25 protein-coding genes are annotated in these 14,038 nt (G+C 40.8%); 5 read left to right on the top strand and 20 right to left on the bottom strand.

What is annotated here, in order from left to right; genetic code table 11:
* From E4T79_RS08975 to E4T79_RS08930, 10 genes are all read right to left on the bottom strand, one after another.
* Window positions 1-154 (bottom strand): DUF3310 domain-containing protein (locus E4T79_RS08975; RefSeq protein WP_135029591.1); only part of this gene is annotated, 154 nt, incomplete at its 3' end.
* On the bottom strand, window positions 141-359 hold the full coding sequence (locus tag E4T79_RS08970) for a hypothetical protein (RefSeq protein WP_076996080.1): 219 nt from the start codon (window positions 357-359) through the stop codon (window positions 141-143). The genes E4T79_RS08970 and E4T79_RS08975, both read right to left, overlap by 14 nt.
* Window positions 356-757 carry a RusA family crossover junction endodeoxyribonuclease gene (locus tag E4T79_RS08965; protein ID WP_076996081.1) on the bottom strand — a complete coding sequence of 134 codons (402 nt, stop codon included), beginning with the start codon at window positions 755-757 and terminating at the stop codon, window positions 356-358. Before E4T79_RS08965 ends, E4T79_RS08970 begins: the two co-directional genes overlap by 4 nt.
* Window positions 747-980, bottom strand: coding sequence for a hypothetical protein (locus E4T79_RS08960; RefSeq protein WP_076996082.1), 234 nt, complete (start codon window positions 978-980; stop codon window positions 747-749). Before E4T79_RS08960 ends, E4T79_RS08965 begins: the two co-directional genes overlap by 11 nt.
* A 318-nt stretch (window positions 981-1,298) precedes the next feature.
* Window positions 1,299-3,584, bottom strand: coding sequence for an AAA family ATPase (locus E4T79_RS08955; RefSeq protein ID WP_076996083.1), 2,286 nt, complete (start codon window positions 3,582-3,584; stop codon window positions 1,299-1,301).
* Window positions 3,585-3,592: 8 nt separating this feature from the next.
* Window positions 3,593-5,176: a DEAD/DEAH box helicase gene (locus E4T79_RS08950; protein ID WP_076996084.1), complete on the bottom strand. Its 1,584-nt coding sequence runs from the start codon at window positions 5,174-5,176 to the stop codon at window positions 3,593-3,595.
* A gap of 9 nt (window positions 5,177-5,185) precedes the next feature.
* Window positions 5,186-5,764, bottom strand: coding sequence for a hypothetical protein (locus tag E4T79_RS08945; protein ID WP_076996085.1), 579 nt, complete (start codon window positions 5,762-5,764; stop codon window positions 5,186-5,188).
* Window positions 5,765-5,781: 17 nt separating this feature from the next.
* Window positions 5,782-6,519: a hypothetical protein gene (locus tag E4T79_RS08940; RefSeq protein ID WP_076996086.1), complete on the bottom strand. Its 738-nt coding sequence runs from the start codon at window positions 6,517-6,519 to the stop codon at window positions 5,782-5,784.
* A 1-nt stretch (window position 6,520) separates the two neighbouring features.
* Window positions 6,521-6,940, bottom strand: coding sequence for a hypothetical protein (locus E4T79_RS08935; protein ID WP_076996087.1), 420 nt, complete (start codon window positions 6,938-6,940; stop codon window positions 6,521-6,523).
* Between the two features lie 47 nt (window positions 6,941-6,987).
* Entirely contained in the window at window positions 6,988-8,148 is a 1,161-nt protein-coding gene (locus tag E4T79_RS08930) for an AAA family ATPase (RefSeq protein WP_076996088.1), read from the bottom strand.
* A 54-nt stretch (window positions 8,149-8,202) separates the two neighbouring features.
* Here E4T79_RS08930 and E4T79_RS11115 point away from each other — a divergent pair, with 54 nt between their 5' ends.
* Window positions 8,203-8,346, top strand: coding sequence for a hypothetical protein (locus tag E4T79_RS11115; protein WP_158072004.1), 144 nt, complete (start codon window positions 8,203-8,205; stop codon window positions 8,344-8,346).
* On the opposite strand, the gene E4T79_RS08925 is transcribed toward E4T79_RS11115, so the two are convergent.
* From E4T79_RS08925 to E4T79_RS08910, 5 genes are all read right to left on the bottom strand, one after another.
* Window positions 8,339-8,551 carry a hypothetical protein gene (locus E4T79_RS08925; protein ID WP_076996089.1) on the bottom strand — a complete coding sequence of 71 codons (213 nt, stop codon included), beginning with the start codon at window positions 8,549-8,551 and terminating at the stop codon, window positions 8,339-8,341. The genes E4T79_RS11115 and E4T79_RS08925 overlap by 8 nt on opposite strands.
* Before the next feature lie 16 nt (window positions 8,552-8,567).
* Window positions 8,568-9,869 (bottom strand): AAA family ATPase, encoded by a 1,302-nt coding sequence (locus E4T79_RS08920; protein ID WP_076996090.1) that lies wholly within the window; start codon window positions 9,867-9,869, stop codon window positions 8,568-8,570.
* On the bottom strand, window positions 9,853-10,083 hold the full coding sequence (locus E4T79_RS08915; RefSeq protein WP_076996091.1) for a hypothetical protein: 231 nt from the start codon (window positions 10,081-10,083) through the stop codon (window positions 9,853-9,855). The genes E4T79_RS08920 and E4T79_RS08915 overlap by 17 nt, the downstream gene beginning before the upstream one ends.
* A gap of 130 nt (window positions 10,084-10,213) precedes the next feature.
* On the bottom strand, window positions 10,214-10,354 hold the full coding sequence (locus tag E4T79_RS11110; RefSeq protein ID WP_167752665.1) for a hypothetical protein: 141 nt from the start codon (window positions 10,352-10,354) through the stop codon (window positions 10,214-10,216).
* A 169-nt stretch (window positions 10,355-10,523) separates the two neighbouring features.
* The gene (locus E4T79_RS08910) at window positions 10,524-10,814 is read right to left on the bottom strand and encodes a helix-turn-helix domain-containing protein (protein WP_076996092.1); all 291 of its coding nucleotides are present in this window, start codon (window positions 10,812-10,814) and stop codon (window positions 10,524-10,526) included.
* A 127-nt stretch (window positions 10,815-10,941) separates the two neighbouring features.
* Between E4T79_RS08910 and E4T79_RS08905 the strand changes: the two genes are divergently transcribed.
* Entirely contained in the window at window positions 10,942-11,193 is a 252-nt protein-coding gene (locus E4T79_RS08905; RefSeq protein WP_076996093.1) for a hypothetical protein, read from the top strand.
* Here the strand turns inward: E4T79_RS08905 and E4T79_RS08900 are convergent.
* Window positions 11,190-11,489, bottom strand: a complete 300-nt coding sequence (locus E4T79_RS08900; RefSeq protein ID WP_135029589.1) for a hypothetical protein — start codon at window positions 11,487-11,489, stop codon at window positions 11,190-11,192. The two genes, E4T79_RS08905 and E4T79_RS08900, sit on opposite strands and share 4 nt — an antisense overlap.
* Window positions 11,490-11,554: 65 nt before the next feature.
* On the bottom strand, window positions 11,555-11,761 hold the full coding sequence (locus E4T79_RS08895; protein WP_076996095.1) for a helix-turn-helix transcriptional regulator: 207 nt from the start codon (window positions 11,759-11,761) through the stop codon (window positions 11,555-11,557).
* Window positions 11,762-11,833: 72 nt separating this feature from the next.
* Here E4T79_RS08895 and E4T79_RS08890 point away from each other — a divergent pair, with 72 nt between their 5' ends.
* Window positions 11,834-12,046: a hypothetical protein gene (locus E4T79_RS08890; RefSeq protein WP_076996096.1), complete on the top strand. Its 213-nt coding sequence runs from the start codon at window positions 11,834-11,836 to the stop codon at window positions 12,044-12,046.
* Here the strand turns inward: E4T79_RS08890 and E4T79_RS11105 are convergent.
* On the bottom strand, window positions 12,035-12,184 hold the full coding sequence (locus tag E4T79_RS11105) for a hypothetical protein (protein ID WP_167366960.1): 150 nt from the start codon (window positions 12,182-12,184) through the stop codon (window positions 12,035-12,037). The two genes, E4T79_RS08890 and E4T79_RS11105, sit on opposite strands and share 12 nt — an antisense overlap.
* 4 nt (window positions 12,185-12,188) lie before the next feature.
* On the bottom strand, window positions 12,189-12,371 hold the full coding sequence (locus E4T79_RS08885; RefSeq protein WP_076996097.1) for a helix-turn-helix transcriptional regulator: 183 nt from the start codon (window positions 12,369-12,371) through the stop codon (window positions 12,189-12,191).
* Between the two features lie 144 nt (window positions 12,372-12,515).
* Here E4T79_RS08885 and E4T79_RS11100 point away from each other — a divergent pair, with 144 nt between their 5' ends.
* Complete coding sequence (locus tag E4T79_RS11100; RefSeq protein WP_158072005.1) at window positions 12,516-12,692, top strand: hypothetical protein; 177 nt, start codon at window positions 12,516-12,518, stop codon at window positions 12,690-12,692.
* 230 nt (window positions 12,693-12,922) lie between these two features.
* On the top strand, window positions 12,923-13,582 hold the full coding sequence (locus E4T79_RS08880) for a DUF4145 domain-containing protein (RefSeq protein WP_158072006.1): 660 nt from the start codon (window positions 12,923-12,925) through the stop codon (window positions 13,580-13,582).
* Here the strand turns inward: E4T79_RS08880 and E4T79_RS11460 are convergent.
* A complete protein-coding gene (locus E4T79_RS11460) occupies window positions 13,554-13,679 on the bottom strand; it encodes a hypothetical protein (protein ID WP_256765656.1) in 126 nt (41 codons plus the stop codon). The two genes, E4T79_RS08880 and E4T79_RS11460, sit on opposite strands and share 29 nt — an antisense overlap.
* Between the last annotated feature and the right edge of the window lie 359 nt (window positions 13,680-14,038).

Below are 14,038 nucleotides of genomic sequence, written 5' to 3'. Positions count from 1 at the left end.
TTTGAAAGCGTAGCAGATACTTAATAACATTGCCCCAGCAGTAAGCTGCTTTCCCTGCTAAGTTGCCGATAAAATTATCGACAACTGCCATAGCTTCAAGGCCATGTTTACCTTGGTAGTGTTTCGGTTTTGTGATAGTGTCAAATTGTGCCATTTGCTTTTTCCTCCAACCATTCAAATATCATGCCAAATTGGTTCAAGACCAGTCTGTCATCATTGTACTTCTTACTAATTTCTGCCATTGACTGCACACACCATTTCCAATAAGCATCTGTCGCAAAGCCTACCTCTTGCATCTTTTGATTGCTAGCTCGCATCCATGCAGGAACTTCTTTTTCAAAAAATTCAATATAATTCATTCCAGCACCTCAACTCGAATGTATATTCCAACAATATCCGACCAAAATTTTTCCACAATCTCGCTGGCCACTTGTGCATCATCCTCCCAAAATCCAACTTTGGTCATGCAATCCTTTAGCAACTTCTGCAGATTGTCCGTATCTGGTTTCGTCGTCTTGTACTGGCCATGCTTAGAATTTTTCGTCCGAGGAAATAGCCACTTGACTGTCAAGCGAATCGGACCTTGAAACTTGTCTGGAGGAACGTGCTTTGCCAGCAGCTCCTCGTACTTAGCTCTGGCATCTGCCAACTTTTCAGGCTCATAAAATTGCGGTTTACCATTGATCACTCGAACCTGTTTCTGTTGGTGTGTCACGGTAGGTATTTTTTTCATTGGCAGGAAAAATCTAATTGTCATAATCCACCCCGGTCCACTTTCTAGTTTCGGGATCATAGGTGATGTATCCTGCTGATTTTAATTGCTCTCTGACAAAATTTAGCATTTCAGACTGTTGACCAATCCAATTAAGAACTTCTGATTTTTTATAATCAAATTCTTGACCAGGCAATGTGTGATAGAGCGGTGGCATATTTTTCCCTGCATCTAAATTGACAGAATACTTTTTCTTTTTTCTAACCATATTTATTTGAACTCTCCATATTTTTTAATTTTTCGCTTTAAGTCCAGAGTGAAGGACAGGGTTACAGGGTTACAAGGGGCGGATGCATAGCCCCCTTGTACCTGTACCTGTTCTTCTGGACCTCTAGGGACATTTCTCTAAAATTATTACCTAAAAGGTATAATTTCTGTCCCTCAGTTTGTCTCTCGGACATTTTCGATTATTTATCGAATTTGTCCGTCCTTTTGTCTCTTTAGGGTCATTTTGACATTTTCGATTTTTTGACCCTTTTGTCCATAGACATCCAAGGACATTTAATCGATTTTGACCCTTTTTGACCTATTCGAGAATGTCCCTTTTGTCTTTTTGTCCCTCGACGATTATGCCGTTATCTATTTCAAATTTTTCATGGTTGTCTATCCACCTGCGGATTGTTTTTTCAGATTTAGAATAGTATTCCGCAACATCTGCTATAGTGACAGGTTGATCACCGTCAGCATTAGCTTTTAATATTTGTATAGCAGTCTCTAGCAATTCATCTTTTGACTTCTTAGGTTTATCCTTTTTCTTTTCAAAATTCTTCTTCCACGGAGAATTTTTGGAGTTAGTCTCTTCAAGTTGAATATCTGCCAGCACCCCCGACTCATCTACTATATGCACTGGATAGCTAAACCACATATCAACCGGTTTAAATTTGGCAAACTCCCGTAACGTTCCTTCTACACGCCAAGCAGTTGAAATTTTTACCGCATGCACGACTTTGTCAATTTCGTCTGTATAGATCTTACGAATCAATACATCCTTGATAGCCTTCTCAAAGTGGTTACGCATCTGTGTCCTACTTTCCAAATCATCTAAGCTGACATATTGTTGGTAGTAGTTCAGGGCGCGCTCCTGCAAGGCTTTTTGATAAATAGCACAGCTCGCTTTGTCAGACCGCATCTTAATCAAGTCATCGTTAAGTTCAAGTTCTACTAGGTCAATCAAAGCGTCCGGGTCACGGGCAAATACTCCAGAACCACTTGCACGGTCCATGGACTTCTTACCACCCTGTGCTCCTTTTGAATGGTGGTGACAGTAAATTACACTACAACCAAGCTCTGTCGCTACCTTATCGAATTGATTGGTAAAGTGAGCCATTTGGTCAGCGCTGTTTTCGTCACCGGTCAATACCTTATAAATTGGGTCAATAATCACTGCAATGTAGTCCTTTTTCAAGGCCCTACGGATGAGCTTGGGAGCTAACTTGTCCATTGGAACGGTCTTACCACGCAAGTTCCAGATATCAATGTTTTGGATATTGTTAGCTGGCACACCCATGGCAGTATAGACATCCTTAAAACGATGTAAGGCCGACGGTCTATCCAACTCAAGATTGACATATAGCACACGTCCCTGCTCACATTGCCAAGCAAGCCATTTGATTCCTTCTGCGATTGCGATTGCTAACTCAATCAAAGCAAAGGATTTGCCAGCCTTGGACGGTCCAGCCATGAGTAACTTGTGACCTTGACGAAGTAAACCACTGATTAACTCGGGAGCTAAGTCTGGCATATCATTCCATGATTCTGATAAGCCTTCCGGATCTGGCAAATCATCATTCAAATCCTCAATCCATTGATACCACTCTTCATAGTTGGCCTTACCAATGTTGGTGTCAATCAGAAACTGCTTTTTACCATTTCGCATAATACCTGGCATCCGTGATAATCGGCTAGGATTGCGATTTTGAGTATCAATATCAAGTCCGTTCTTCTTGCAGATTTGGTAGATGTAGTCCACACGCTTACGGTATTCTTGGTAATCTCTGGCATCTACCTTGACGATAGCATGCAAGGATTTCTTCCCGCTGTGGACCAAAGCAGCAATCGGCAATTCTAGTTCTTTAAATAAAGCGTATTGCTTGCCTAGTTCCATGCTGTCGGATTCGACCAGAGCATAGCGGAAGTCAGTCACGTTGTCATTCTTAACACCTTTGCCGTCCAGTGGATTGAAACGAATCCAAGCTCCAGCCTCTTCCTTGTAATCTCCAAATACTGCACCGATGTCTCCATTGCATTTTTGAAGTAACTCAATCAGTTCTCCTGCCGTCCGGGCATACGCTCCTTGTGTTGGTTTGTAGATAGTCTCCCCTTCCTTGCCAGGAATAGTATAGGTTTCTGTCACATATCCGACCTTATCTGTACTTTCAAAAATAGTCTGTAGATAAGTGATGATTTCAGCAACTGGCGACCACTTATCATTGCTTGGTTCACAGATATCCTTAGACTCTACCCAATGTTTGTCAATGATTCGATAGTCCTTATCAATAGTATCGTTCCAATCAAGCTCACGAAATTCTCCACTACCTGTGTATTCGGACACCCAGCCACTATCCTTAGCCATTTGAGTGATGGTAGCACCAGTCACTGCTCCAAGACTGCCACCTTGAAATGTATCCCACTTCTTAAAACATTCCCCGCGCTTGTATCTACTAGGGTCTTTCTGAGACCACATATCCCAATCCATTGCTGTATAACCCTCCTGCTTAAGAGCCATCCCTACATTAATCCAGTCTTGATATGACAGAGTGGTCGGATTAATGTAATCAAGCAATGGGATGAGGTCAAATTCTCGTTCTGTCATCTATTCTCCTATTCTGGTTGATATTCTCGTGGACTGATACCAGCAGGGCATCTCCAGCCTGCAGCTGCAATCCTGTCAATCATTGACCTCGCTTGGTCAAATTGCCAAATACCGACATTGCGGAAACCATAGCGCTCTAACAATCTAATCTGTTTTGGTGTAGTTAAACCTTCATCACGACGCTTAGCCAATCTATCCAGTAGCTTTGCAGCCTTCCCAGCATTCCCTATTTCATCTGTAAAGATACCAAATTTCTCGAGAGCCTGTTTTTGCTTATCTGATACCGGGGACATTTCCCAACCAAAGTCTGGCACATAGTCTACTAAATCTTCGGCATGGATAGACATTTCAAATTGCAATGGATCAACTAATTTCCGTTTGCGTTTCCGCATTTCCTCCAGTTGCTTAGCCAGTGCCTCCTCACGTTGAGAAACAACATCTTCTGCTGACTTAACTTCCAATTCCTCAATATCAAACAAAGAGCCGGCTTCCTCTTCCATATTCTCAACCATCTTTTGTGCTACTTCTTCCGTTCCTGCGATAAGATGAGCAGGCCGGCACAGTTCATGACGTTCTGTATGCCATAAGAAGTCTAGCAATAACAGATTTTCTTTCCCTGGGAATAAGCGGGTACCACGACCCACCATCTGGCTATACAAAGCTCGTACCTTAGTGGGTCTAAGTACCACCACACAATCAACTGACGGGCAATCCCAGCCTTCTGTTAAAAGCATGGAATTGCAAAGGACATTGTACTTGTCTTTGTCAAAGTCTTCCAAAACCTCGGCACGGTCTTTGGATTCTCCGTTGACTTCTGCTGCTTTGAATCCTTTAGCATTTAGAATATCTCTGAATTTTTGTGACGTCTTAACCAAGGGCAAAAATACTACCGTTTTACGGTCTGCACATTGTTTGACCATTTCATCAGCAATCTGTTCAAGATACGGATCTAGTGCAGTGCCTAAATCACTCGCCTTAAAATCGCCCGACTGCATAGATATACTTGACAAGTCTAAGGTCAAAGGGATTGTTACTGCTGAAATCTTGGACAAATAGCCAGACTTGATAGCCTGCACCAAGGAATACTCATAGGCTAGACTGTCGAAATACTGCCCTAGATTCCGCTTATCGCCTCTGTCTGGCGTAGCAGTCACACCCAATACATTGCTATCATCAAAATGTTGTAAGACACGTTGGTAGCCGTCTGAAATCGCGTGATGAGCTTCATCGATGATAATGGTGTCAAAGTAGTTTGGTGGAAATTGACTCAACCGTTTTTCACGTTGCAAGGTCTGTACCGACCCGACCACAACTCGAAACCATGAGCCTATAGAGGTGCTTTCCGCTTTTTCTAAGGCTGTCCCCAATCCTGTAGCAGTCATTAACTTATCAGAAGCTTGTTCCAGCAGTTCCGACCTATGAGCAAGGACGAGCACGCGCTCGCCCATTCGCACACGGTCTTCAATGATTTTGGAAAAGACAATCGTTTTGCCGCATCCTGTTGGCAAGACCAATAATGTCCGCTTGCGACCAGATTGCCATTCTTGCTGGACTGCGCTACGAGCCTCTTCTTGATAATCTCGTAGTTGCATCTGTACCTCCTAAAACCCTGTAAAGTTACCTTGTGCTGGCTGTTGTGGTTGTTGTTGCATAGGTTGTTGCGGGTAAGAAGGTTGGGGTGTTTGATAAGTCTGTGGAGCAGTTACTTGCTGTGCAGGCTGACCAGCGTTGAGCACTTTACTCCAGTCCACTTTATCCGCATAAATCATAGATTTAATATCGTTATACTTCTCATCGTTGTATTCCCTGTGTTTCACACGACAGACTCCTTTTGAGCCAACAACAGTATTCCAATTCATGCGGAGCGGCTCTCCATGTTTTTTCTGCCCAATCGCCCCAAAGAACGCAGAGAGCATTCCTTCTGTTGAGCTATGTAGAAAAAGATTGTGGGTCATAATCGCATCGCCCTGTTCTGTCTCGACCAAAACAGTGATAATTGCTTTGTTGCATTCAGGTAATTTCCCTGGATTTTGTGGATTTGGCGTGTGTCGGCCACGCTCGAATCCTGTCACAGTAAATTGATAATCCCCAGGCGGTAATAAGATAAAATCTTTTGCATCTTGTTGGATAGTATCATCCCATCCAAATTCACGCTCTGGTTGATTGTATTGTTGTGTCATATTCTATCCTCCCCTTGTTAAGCTAAAATTGTAATATTCACTTGGTCTTCCAACTTAGATTTCAGGTAGTTGGCAATATTATTGATAGCATCCAATTTCCACTTGCCCCCATCTGCCTCAAATAGAGCCATATGACCTGCTTTGTTGATACGGTAGATAAACTGGCTAGCTGGCTGCTCCACTTCAGCAAATGTGCGATATGGTCGCAATGTGACTGGATTTGGTGCCTTAGCTTGACCAAGACTAGCCACTCCTGTTTTGATTGTCGCAGTCTGACTAATACCGTCATCAACAATTTCAAGTCCGCTATCAATTTTCAAAGCACTCGCAAAATCCAAAACAATAGCGCGGTCATCAGTATCAACAAATCGAGACTGCAGCATGATGTTAAAGTCAGATGTTTCTTCATATCGACCGAAATGGATATCTGGTGTCATTGATTCAACCGTAACCAATTTTGCACGATTAGCTTCCTTATCTAGCTCTTCGTAGACAACTACTTCTTTTGGACTTTCAACTACAACCAAGACACGCTTGCTCCCTAATTGGTCTAAGTCAGTTTTTAGATAATCCACTAAACTGTCTAATGTATTGAGATAAAGTCGTGGTGGAATCGGTCGAGTATCTAATTCACGTAACGAATGAACATTCTCGTCATAGTAAAGTTTGCCATTTTCAGCTTTGATAATCTTTTCTTCATTGCCTGCCAATTCAACCGCATATTCCAATGCTTCTTTAATATTTTCTGTTGCCATTTTAGTTACCTACTTTCTTTTTGTTAAAATCAATGACGTCTTCGTTAATACCTTTTTCAATCTCTTCAACCGGCTGACCAATATCCGTACGTAGCTGAGCATTGTCGTCAAAATACATTTGACCAGGCATATTACTTCTAAGCTCATTCGCATAAGTCTTGCCATCTTTCTTACCGACAAGCACCGTAGTGGCTACACCTGTCTGCGGCGCAAGAGTGGATTTCACATCCATACTAGTGCTGACTACTTCACGACTATCATCAGCTTTCATAGTTAAAGTGATGACTAGCTTACGAGCAACCTTGCTATCAGTATTTGGATCAAGGATATTGTCAAAGACTTTTTCCAACTCTTTGTCCACCTTTTCTTGTAGTCCACCCTCTCCGAGAGCGGACAAATCCAACTTGATTGTTTTATCCATTTAGCTTTTACCTCCCTATTATTTCTAAGACCAAAAATAGTCTAAATCTAATTCCCTTCAACCGTAAAAGGTATTGTTGGATCAGATCTAACTTTAGTATTGATAACCTGCACGACCTTGTCCCAAACAGTGACCACATATTCCCAGTAACCTGCTTCAATCGCTTCCACCTGCGTTCCTAGCGGATAGATACCATTGACATAGCTTGCCTGTAAGACTTCTTCTTGTGTGACTTGACTACTAATCATCAAGTCACGTAGACTTTGTGGAATCAGTGGACTAATATCCGAAGTTGTTACAGATTGTGACTGTGCCATAGAAACTTGTGACATATCAATTGGTAGCTCTGTCTGTTCTTTGACGGGTGCAATCTGATTAGTTTGAGGAGTTGATGTAGGTATCTGAGTAGGATGTTCTTGAACCGATGCTGATTGCACTGGTTGAATAGGTGGTGTCTGTGCAGGTTGTTCCTGAACAGTTGCAGGCGCAAAGATATGAGCGATTCCTGCAAAATCTATCGGCAATTCTTCTGGCAAGTTGTGGCGGTTCTTTGCATCCCAACTTGGAGAATGTGTTGTCTGCATAACCCTCTGACCGCCCTGTGCTTTTTGCTTCTTCGTCTTATCATCAGTAACGATATAAGTCTTGTAATTAAGAAACAGGACCATATCTGCCCATTCCTTGACTTTGGCCGATACATTCGTCTCTGTCTTCTTATTGCTTAATTTAAGCTCGTAGCGGTCATATCCGCCCATTTCATCAGGTTTGGTAAATTTCTTAACCTGCGCATGGGCAGTCAATACTACATTGATGCCAAGTTCGACTAACTCTTGTAATCTATCCAGCAGGCGTCCGATTTCTTCAATAAGATAGGTATATCCCGCACCCCAATTAAAGTCCTCAATTCCAGTTTTATTGTGCTGTGCACAAATATATTGCAAGGCTAAGGCTTCTGCCCAATCAATCGTATCAATCACCAAGGTCTGGCAAATCGTTGGATTAGCCTTGACAAAAGCAATATGATTCATGAGCATGGTCCAGCTAGTCGGCTTGTCGGCCCGTGTTACATCCATATTATCCGTGGATCCTTCCGTATCAATAAAGAGAGGGTTCGGAAATTGAGCCGCTAGACTAGACTTGCCAACCCCCTCTGGACCATAGATGACTACGCGTTGGGCCCGTGCCCGTTTACCTTTTGTAATTTGCATTTCTTTTCCTTTCTTTTTGCTATAATTGACTTATCAAAATAAGGAGGATAAGCCATGTTACGTACAAAAGAAGATATTGCTCATGAGCTTGCAGTAGCGTACATTGTTGCCAAGCCCGAGGACACTATGTGGACACATCAGCAACTTGCCGAAAGCTACAATAAAGCCTATGAAAATATCTTAGAGCATCTTAAATAAGCACTTCTCCCGGTTTAGGATCGATTTGCTTAATATTCTTAGAGCGTTCAGCCAATACCTGAACATCGAAGTCGTTGAGTGTTAACTCTTCGGCTTTTTCTCTTAAACGCATCGTTACTAGACGATCCAGTTCAATCCACTCACGGTGAGTTAGTTCTTGACGCAATTTCAGAAACTTCTTAATAGTATCTTGTGTAATAGCCATAATTTTTTACTCCTTTTTAAAATCCACCTTCCCAAGATGGTGTAGTCTGTGTATTCTTTACGCTTTCATAGTTTGGATTTTCTTCCGAGTATCCGTCAGTGATTATTATCGAGCACTCATCACCAGTAGACACACGTGTTGCAATAGCTTGTAATCCTTCTTTCTCAAGCCACTGACCAAACTCTTGCAAAGTGACCTGGTCCATTTGTTCTAACTTATCAATTAAAACGAAGCCACATTCTGGTTTCAACTTACGGACGATAGCTGTCGCAACCTGCAACTGTTGGGAACCGGACATATTATCCCAACGCTGACCAAGGTAGAGCAATTCTCCGTCATCTACTGACAAGCCCTCCAGTGGTAAGTCCGCATTAGTCAACAGGTCGGCCTTTTGCTTCCGGACCTCTCCAATAGAAGTAGTCAATGTGTTATACTGTTCACGTTGTTGTTTCGCGTCCTCCTCTGCCTTTTCCTTATCAAGATTTGCTCGCACTTTACGATTGATTTCATCAATTTGAGCAATGTTTTCTTCGATTTCAGCTGTCGATTCATCGTGCAATTCTATGGCATCTTTTTGAGCGATTGCCAAATCATTTTTAGCCTTATCCCGCTCATCAATCGCTTGCGCAAGCTCTTGTTGTAAGCGCGATACTTTAGCTTCTGCACTGTCGTATTGTAACTGAATCTGCTGGAGATTTTGGCGCTTGCGGGCATTCTCCCCGTTCTTAGCTAATACTGCTTGTTGTTGTTGGATTAGCTCTGAGATGCTAATCAATTCCTTTGGTGCCTCCGGATAATGAACCTGCTCTTTGGCAAACTTCTCCTTCTGATCAGCAATCACTCCAATCGCATGACGTTGATCATAAAGTGATTTTTCTTTCAACTCCAATTCAACTAGCTGTGGACCTACTCCGATAATTTGAAGCAGGGTTGAAGCCTTCTCTTTATTGTTTTGCTCCATAAATTTTGGCAAGTCAAGAGCCAATTCCTCTACAAAGCTATTGAGTAACTGTTGCCCTGCTTTATTTCCGCTCGGGTCAATGACCTTCAAGTCACTATTCTTTCCTTTACGCTCGACGATTAAGCCATTTGATAAAGTAATTTTTAAAATCGGTGGCACTTGTGACCCTTCTCGTTGCGCTTGGCTAGGCCTATATTTATTTCCGCCCAGCGCCCACGCAATCGCATCTAATACACTTGTCTTTCCTTGGTTATTATTCCCACCGATAATCGTCAAGCCTGTTGCGCTCGGCTCGATTTTGACAGCCTTAATACGCTTGACATTTTCGATTTCTAGCTTGTTAATCGTGATGCCCATACTCTTCTCCTCCAATTACTAGACGATGTTCAACTATCCTTTTCTCTGTACTGACTACTTTTGCATGATTGAGCGCAAATAGTAGCAATGAGCTAACTACCTGATTCAGAGTTAAATCACATTCATTAGCGATTTCAGCTACTTGGTCATACACTTCATTGGTACAACGGATTCTGGCATACGTCTTTGGCTGTTGTTTTTCTACTGTAATCATTAGATGTTCTCCAAATTTCTTAATAATCTTTCTTCTTTGTTCTTCTGATAGGTGACTAGCTAGGAACACCGTATCGCCTTCTACCCAATAGAACCTCTTGAGTTCGTTAGGGTATCTACTATTGTGACTTTCATACCACCACTCCTCTCACATTTTTTACGATTGATTGTATTGAATCCAGCCCCGCTTTTAGTAGCTTAATCTCTTCTCTGAGCCGGTGGTTCTCGAGTTTCATCTCAATGTATTCTTCTTTGTCTACTTCCATCATCATGCAAGTGTCCTTTCTATTTCGTCTAGGTTATAAACGACTTCCTCTGTTTCGTTTAGTTGTTGTAAAATGAACTTGATAAAACATATAAACTGCGACTTTTCATCGTTCGATAATTTGCTTTTTCGCACTTGGTCAATCAAGTAGTCTGCACATAGTTTTCTAAACATGTTTATTTAACCTCGCTGAATCGTTTCCAGTTTGCGTTGTACCACTCACGGACTGCGTCTCTTGGGTACTTAAGCTGTGTGCCTTTTCCTCTATCAATTTTTGGAAAGTCTGAGTATTTCGTATAACGCTCGAATGTTGTCGTAGAACATCCCAACATCTTCATAACCTGTTGCTGATTTAGTTCCAGTGGCATGGCTTTCTCTATATCAAACATCTGAGAAACTTCCACTAACGCAGTCCTGACACCGTCTATTATCTTATTGACGAACGTCAAGATAATTCCTTCTTCCATATCAGGCTCCTTTATGATATAATCTAAGTAAGTTTTTTGTGTAAGTCACTGTTTCCGCAGTGGCTTTTTTGTGTTCAGTCTCCTCCGTGCTATAATTAGGATATCAACACGGAAAGGAGGTGATATTATGCCACAAATAAAAGTGACTTTTGCCGATGGTTCAACTACCATTTTTCATGAAGAAATGACTTTTCAGACATTTAACGAAAATGATGACAAACATCTACCAGCAAACAAAGCATCACTTTTTAGTCATCCTAATTGCAATCTATTTTTTAGCTTTGTAGATATCTTATGTATGGGACAGTTCTTTTACGACACCGAACACCCGGAAACAATCTACGAGTCTAAAAATGTTGTTAAGATTGAGTTAGTTTAATCCCGATGCTTCAAATAGCTATCTAGTGTGCGTTTTTTAATCTCATAATGGATAGCTTTTTTAATTGCCTCTTGCAATTCTGGCTCGCTTTTGAACGGAATTGTGATACGATCAATATTCCAATCTAGCTTGTCAACGTTATTCATATCATGGAAAGTAAGGCACCAATCAGCCGCCCAGCTAATCAACTCATTAAACTTATTGGCAAATTCTTTATTTATTGCCATTACTTCCTCAGCACGTTTTATACCTGCTGCTACCAATTCTTTTTGTTGTTCTTCGTATGTTTTATTCATACCGTCTCCTTTATTAATCATTTCCTGCATGTTGCTCCTTTCCTGCACGTTTTGTCTTTTTGCGTTTAAACCGCAACGTTGTTTAAAAAAATAATATCATCTAATGATACTCTAAAATATTCAGCAATTTTATAAGCTACGACAACGTCAGGTGTAGTACGTCCGTGTTCCCAATTAGCCCACGTATCCGCAGTCACACCAAAAATAACTCCTGCTTGTTTCTGTGTTAGATTATCTCTAATACGTAACATTTTCAACGTCATCTTCTGCACCCTCTCACCTCCTTTTCTAATTTCCTCGCACCTCGAATCTGATATAATGGATTCAGAAAGGAGGTGAATATTATGATGATTAGTAGCGTTAAAGAATTAGCCCTAGCTATCGTTTCGTCATCAAGTCCAGAATTATCTATCGAAGATAAAATCAAGCTATATACAGATTCGCTTGAAGCTATCAAAGATTACAATAAACCATTCATTGATGCCGAAAAGAAGAAAAGAGCTGAAAATTCTAAAGCTTTAATACAAGCTCTAGGTAGAGGGAAATCAATATTTTGATAAATAATCTCCGATTTCCAGGTACCCTTTGGCAAGCTCGCACCTTGTCGAGGGGTCTTTTGTATTAACAAAGTCTTGCCCAATCTTTACGTGCATCATTTTTAACATATCAATGAATTTTTCTTTCCGCTCGTCCATCCTCTCACCTCCTTCTAAATTCGTCCAAACTGACATCTAGTGCGTCAGCGATTTCAACCATGTTCTTGAATGAAATTCGTTCATTTCGGATATTTTGAATCGTCCCTAAAGCGACTTCTGCTTTGCTGGCAAGTTCTTTTTTAGTCATCCCTTTTTCAATTAAAATATGATTAAGTGTTTTCCACATACCTACCCTCCTTTTATACAATATATGGTGCATTTATAAAACACGTGTACTATATATTGATTTTTATTTTATATTTTGATATAATAACTTTATGAATAACCCAACATCTTATTCATAACAAAATCTAACGGAAAGGAGAAGAATATGGGAAAAAACAATATCGAGCTAACTGCTGAAATTATTTCATCTTTACACGACGAATTGCACAAAGAATATTTCCGACAAGCTGATTTTAATAAGCCTTTCGGTCAATATGTTGCCGAACAATTTGAGCATATTTACGATGGAATAAATAATGCAGTTTCAAAACGTTACGGATAAAGCTTTGAATAAGTTTGCATGAGGTCATTAACCAATCTTACATGGTCTGGGTTATTAGGTTTAGCAACCAATAATACAGATGCCAGAAATTTATCAAATATCTTTAGTGGATTATCAGATGGAGCTGGCTTTGCTGGTTCTTTTTGATTACTATACGGATAACGTTTTGGTCTCATCTCCTCACCCCCTTTCTGTGGTATAATGAAAATAAAATGATTGGAGGAATTGATATGGAAATCTCAAAAATCAATTATTATATTAACGATTTGTCGTCAAATAAAGCTATTGAAATCCCTAAGGCTTGCCCAAACTGTGGAATTGGTAACAATCCTACGACCAGTAATATTTCGAGTATGGATACCAAAGAAGGAAAAGTTATCGGGCTCTTTCATCGTTGCACTGCTTGTCAAAAGTCTCACATGACACTGCAAGAGTACCACGCAGGAAACGACTATACCACGATGGCTATTGTCTATCCAAACAAGGTTATCACTGACATTGACCCACTCTTTATTGAATGCGCTCCTAGATTTGTTGAATTTTATAGCGAAGCAATCGAAGCGGAAAAAATAGGACTTGAGAACATCGCTGGAACTGGATACCGCTCTGCTATTGAGTGTCTCGTCAAAGACTATGCTCTGTATTTCGAATTAGACACCAAAGAATACCTATCCGATCCTAAATTTAGTTTCAACAATGCTATTGACCGCTACGTAAAAGATGACGACCTACTCAAAGGCGTTCTTCATTTCATTCGAGAAGTTGGCAACCATTACACACACTGGGATAAAGACACAAATATTACTCTACCTGTTTTAAAAACTTATGTCGAAATCATTCTCCAAATTTTTAAATCAAAGTTTATGTTGAAGAATCTTCCGACAGTTTAATTCCCAAGTGCTCTTCGATTTCCGAAAGGCGCTTTTCTTGTTCGATAACCCTTTCAAAAAGCTCTTCAACAGATATAGCGATAACTTTTTCTAACATCACTTCTTCCTCCGCTTCACAATCTGCCGTACAACAACCGACACGACCAATAACAATACAGCTAAAATTTTCATATTGCTTTCCCGAGCAAATGGTGGTACACTAAAGATAAGAGGTTGGGGCTTCTGCCCCTTGCTCTTACTTTTTCTTGGTTTTATGTTCCAAGATTTGTTTGTGCCAGAGACGAGCTTCTCTGACTAAGCCTAGAACTATTAGAACTGTGCCGAGTTCTTCTGGTTTTAGGCTTTTTAGTATATCCACCATTTGCCTTGCTCCTTTCGTTTTTCTAGGTCATTTCCTTGACCTTGATTATATTATACTGCGGTTTAACCGCAATGTCAAGAATTTTTTGCGTTTTT

Source organism: Streptococcus sp. LYSM12 (genome assembly GCF_004569635.1).
Classification (GTDB): domain Bacteria; phylum Bacillota; class Bacilli; order Lactobacillales; family Streptococcaceae; genus Streptococcus.
This window is presented reverse-complemented; position numbering and strand designations above follow the sequence as displayed.